The sequence below is a fragment of the Paraburkholderia mimosarum LMG 23256 = NBRC 106338 genome (assembly GCF_000739815.1).
Lineage (GTDB): Bacteria > Pseudomonadota > Gammaproteobacteria > Burkholderiales > Burkholderiaceae > Paraburkholderia > Paraburkholderia mimosarum.
Genome location: NZ_BBJJ01000370.1, coordinates 1 through 576, shown reverse-complemented (window position 1 = coordinate 576; position 576 = coordinate 1). Strand labels below are relative to the sequence as shown.

General features: G+C 56.6%; 1 protein-coding gene. It reads left to right on the top strand.

Annotated elements, in window-relative coordinates; all coding sequences use genetic code 11:
• Positions 1-2 precede the first annotated feature (2 nt).
• On the top strand, positions 3-576 hold a 574-nt coding region (locus BMI01S_RS37930), incomplete at its 3' end, for a transposase (RefSeq protein WP_042293681.1).

Genomic DNA, 576 nt, shown 5'->3' with positions numbered 1-576 from the left:
CCATGCGCAAGCTGGACGACTTCGTCCCCAAGTCCCATCCGTTGCGTTCGATTCGCGTGATGGCGAATGAAGCACTGGCGAAGATGGATCGACTGTTCGCCCAGATGTACGAAGCGGACATAAAGGGCGGGCGGCCGAGCATCGCGCCAGAGAAGTTGCTGCGGGCCATGCTGATTCAGGTGCTTTTCAGCATCCGCTCCGAGCGCCAACTGATGGAGCAAGTCCAGTACAACCTCTTGTTTCGCTGGTTCATCGGCCTTGCAATGGATGACGAGGTGTGGGTGCCCACGGTCTTTACGAAGAACCGCGAGCGTCTGATTAAGCATGATGCAGTGATCGAATTTTTTAACGAGGTGGTGGTCATCGCCCAGAAGAAGTGCCTGCTCTCGGGTGAGCATTTCAGCGTGGGCACGCTGATCCAGGCGTGGGTGGGACACAAGAGCTTCATACGCAAGAATGGGGGCGATCAGGACAACGACGGTGGCGGCGCGGGCGATTTCAAGGGCGAAAAGCATAGCAACGAGACACATCAGTCGAAGACCGATCCAGATGCGCAGCTCTATCGCAAAGGCAAAA